We start from the raw sequence: 3,257 nt of genomic DNA, 5'->3' as shown, positions 1-3,257 counted from the left end.
GGGTTGACGTACTCCCCGCTGCTCGTCGCCGAGGGGGCCGGGTCGCTCGACGCCGACGAGCTCGGCTCGGGCTCCGACGTCGGCTGCGAGCTGGGCTGTGAGCTTGGTGCCGGCGCGCCGCCAGCGGTGGCGGTGGGTGCGGGGGCCGGGGCAGGGGACTTCGGCGGCGTCTTGGCCGTCCCGTGCGCGGTCAGGTTCCCGTCCTTGTCGTACTCCCAGTACTCCTGGCTGCCGTCGGCCTTGGTGACCTTCTTCCCGTAGCCGACGACGACCCCGCCCTGCATGCTCTCCCAGTGCTGGACGGTGGTCCCGTCATCGAGGGTGTACTGGTTGATGAGCGTGCTGCTGACCCCCTCGCCACCGAAGACGTGGGTCTGCGAGCCGTCCCGGTTGTGCACCGTCACGTACGGGTCGCCGTCGGTCGTCGTCCCCACCCCGATGTCGTTGTTCTGGACGAAGGTCACCGCCTCCATGACCTTCTTCCACGCCTCCCAGTCGTTCGGGCCGGCACTGATGAGCGAGACGTCCATGCCGTTGGTCCGCCCGGGGAAGCCGCCGTCCGCCACGCTGCCGTGCGCCTCGTCGGCCAGCTTGAGGATCTCCTCGAGGCGCCCCGAGCCGAGCTCGGCCAGCCCTGCGGTCAGCTGTTCCCGCAACTTGCCCGTGGGCGAGAGCCCCACGAGGTCACCGACGAGGGCCATGAGGTCGGCGGTCTTCGTCGTCCCCTCGGGCAGCGCGAGGTCGATGACGACGAGGTGGTCGGGAAGGTCGCGGTTCTGCACGTAGGCCGTGGTCCCGACGATCTCGACGTGGCTGGCCAGCGGGTGGCTCGCCGGGTCCTTGGGGTCGGTGCCGTGGAGCCGCTCGACCCAGTCCGTCCAGCCGTCGCCGTCGGTGTCGCGGGAGAGCGCCTTGGCCGTGTAGTGGCCGCCCTCGAGCCGCAGCTCGACGCTCTGGATCTCCGGCTCGTCGGATGCCGCGCGCACTGCCGCACCCGTCGTCGCCACGAGCGCGCCCGCCGTCGCGAGCACGAGCGCTGGGCGCAGGCGGGACCGGCTGGCACGACGGCGTGACGGGGTCACAGGGCGGGACGGGGTCGCGGGGCGGGGTGTCTGCATCATGCCGGTGAGGAGCACCCCGACGGCATCCTGATACCCCGCCCTCGCACCCCGCCCTCGCACCCCGCCCTCGCACCCCGCCCTCGCACCCCGCCGGTCGAGGGGAGGCAACACGCAGACGGGGCCAGTCGCACGCTCGGCGTGTTCCCTCCCCTCGACCGCGTGGCAGGGTGGGCGACGTGGCCCCACCGACTGACGAGACCGGCATCCCCATCGACGCCCTCGACTTCTACGAGGACCTCGCCGTCGAGAACAGCCGCGCCTGGTGGCACGCGAACAAGGCCCGCTACACCGAGTCCGTACGGGCTCCGCTCGAGGCGCTGCTCGCGGCGCTCGAGGACGAGTTCGGCCCGGCGCACGTCTTCCGGCCGAACCGTGACGTGCGGTTCAGCGCGGACAAGTCGCCGTACAAGGACCACCAGGGGGCCCTGGCGACGACCGCCCGGGGCATGGGGTTCTACGTGCAGGTCGGGGCCGACGGGCTGATGACCGGCGGCGGCTTCTACCCCACGGGCGCCGACCAGGTGGCTCGCCTGCGCGCGGCGGTCGACGCACCCCGGTCGGGCCAGGACCTCGAACGGCTCACCGACGTGCTCGTGGGCCAGGGCTTCGAGCTCGACGGTGACCGGGTGGCCACGCGGCCCCGGGGCGTCGCGGCCGACCACCCCAGGCTGGCGCTCATGCGCTTCAAGAGCCTGGTCGCCAAGCGCGGGCACGGTGCGCCGGTGTGGCTGTCGACGCCCGAGGTCGTCGACCACGTGCGCGCCGACTGGCGGGCCGTGCGTCCGCTCGTCGAGTGGCTCACCGAGCACGTCGGCGCCGGGGAGCTCAGGCGATGAGCATGACGAGGCGGGTGCGCCACGTCGACGGGTCTCCCCTGGGGTCGCTGAGGTACTCCTCCCAGAAGTCCTCGCGAGCCTCGAGGGAGTCCTGCTCGGCTCGCCGCTGCAACTCGCCCCAGGTCTCACCCAGGCCGTCGTAGGACCCGACGTGCATCGCCACGAGCGCCCGGCCACCGGGACGCTCGACCACGACGACGCCACCGTCGGGCACGTGCACGTCCCCGGACACCGGGAAGCCGGCGGCGACGTCGACCGTGTCACCCGGCATCCCGTGGTACCAGCCGAAGGGTGGGCCGGCGATCGCGCCACCCGCCTCGGGAACCGCCCCGGCGATCCGCTCGAACGCCTCACCGAAGAACCTGGTCAGGTCCCCCATCGGGACGACGCGGCGCACCATCGCCACGGTCTCGGGGGGAACGTCGGTCAGCTGAATCTCCACCATCGTGCATCCCTTGCCTTCCACCCTCCAGCGTCGCAGCGGCCGGCCCGGGGCACCAGACACCGGTGCTGTCTTCCCGATCACCCGGGCCACGCCTACCGTGGGTTCGACGGCCAACGGGTCGATGACGAGGAGGCCGCGATGGCAGCAGGCGCGAGCGACCGGAAGACCCACCCGACCGATGCCGACGTCACGGCCTACCTGGATGCCGTCCCCGACCAGCGCCGTCGGGCCGACGCCCTCGAGGCGCTCGACCTCATGCGCGAGGTGACCGGCGCCGAGCCACGGATGTGGGGGCCGACCATGGTCGGCTTCGGCCGCCAGCCGTACCGCACGGCCGACGGCAAGGAACACGAGTGGTTCGCGGTCGGGCTCTCGCCGCGCAAGGCCGCGCTCACCCTCTACGGGCTGACGTTCTACGGCAGCAACGCCGACCTGCTCGAGCGGCTCGGGCCGCACACCACCGGCAAGGGCTGCCTCTACGTCAAGCGCCTCGACGCCATCGACCGCGGGGTACTCACCGAGCTCGTCCGACGGTCGTGGGAGACCAACCACGAACCCCCCTCCTGACTCCCCGCGGGGCGAAGGTCGGCGGCCGGTGGGGGAGACTGGGGGCGATGACCCTCACCGACCGCCTGGCCCGTGCCTCCACCGCTTCGGGTGCCGGTGCCACCACCGCATCGGATGCCGGTGCCACCTCCGCGGCGGACGCGGCCTTCGACGTCTTCCTCGACTGGGCCGGTGAGCAGGGCCTGACCCTGTACCCCGCCCAGGAGGAGGCGGTGCTCGCCCTGGCCGGTGGCGCCCACGTCGTGCTCGCGACCCCGACCGGCTCGGGCAAGTCGCTCGTGGCCGTCG

The 3,257-nt window shown here is 72.7% G+C and carries 4 protein-coding genes and 1 pseudogene; 3 read left to right on the top strand and 2 right to left on the bottom strand.

Going from position 1 to position 3,257, the window contains the following annotated elements; all coding sequences use genetic code 11:
• Window positions 1-1,136, bottom strand: a pseudogene (locus PLL68_RS13335) (thrombospondin type 3 repeat-containing protein); the annotation flags it as partial.
• A gap of 161 nt (window positions 1,137-1,297) precedes the next feature.
• Here PLL68_RS13335 and PLL68_RS13330 point away from each other — a divergent pair.
• Window positions 1,298-1,957, top strand: coding sequence for a DUF2461 domain-containing protein (locus PLL68_RS13330; protein WP_324534867.1), 660 nt, complete (start codon window positions 1,298-1,300; stop codon window positions 1,955-1,957).
• Here the strand turns inward: PLL68_RS13330 and PLL68_RS13325 are convergent.
• Window positions 1,947-2,402 (bottom strand): GyrI-like domain-containing protein, encoded by a 456-nt coding sequence (locus PLL68_RS13325; RefSeq protein WP_324534865.1) that lies wholly within the window; start codon window positions 2,400-2,402, stop codon window positions 1,947-1,949. The genes PLL68_RS13330 and PLL68_RS13325 overlap by 11 nt on opposite strands.
• 138 nt (window positions 2,403-2,540) lie before the next feature.
• On the opposite strand from PLL68_RS13325, the gene PLL68_RS13320 reads away from it, so the two are divergent.
• Window positions 2,541-2,969: a DUF1801 domain-containing protein gene (locus PLL68_RS13320; protein ID WP_324534863.1), complete on the top strand. Its 429-nt coding sequence runs from the start codon at window positions 2,541-2,543 to the stop codon at window positions 2,967-2,969.
• 47 nt (window positions 2,970-3,016) lie between these two features.
• The coding region (locus PLL68_RS13315; RefSeq protein ID WP_324534861.1) for a hypothetical protein at window positions 3,017-3,257 on the top strand (241 nt) is incomplete at its 3' end.

Source organism: Ornithinibacter sp. (assembly GCF_035443565.1).
In the GTDB taxonomy this organism is placed as follows: domain Bacteria; phylum Actinomycetota; class Actinomycetes; order Actinomycetales; family Dermatophilaceae; genus Fodinibacter.
This window is presented reverse-complemented; position numbering and strand designations above follow the sequence as displayed.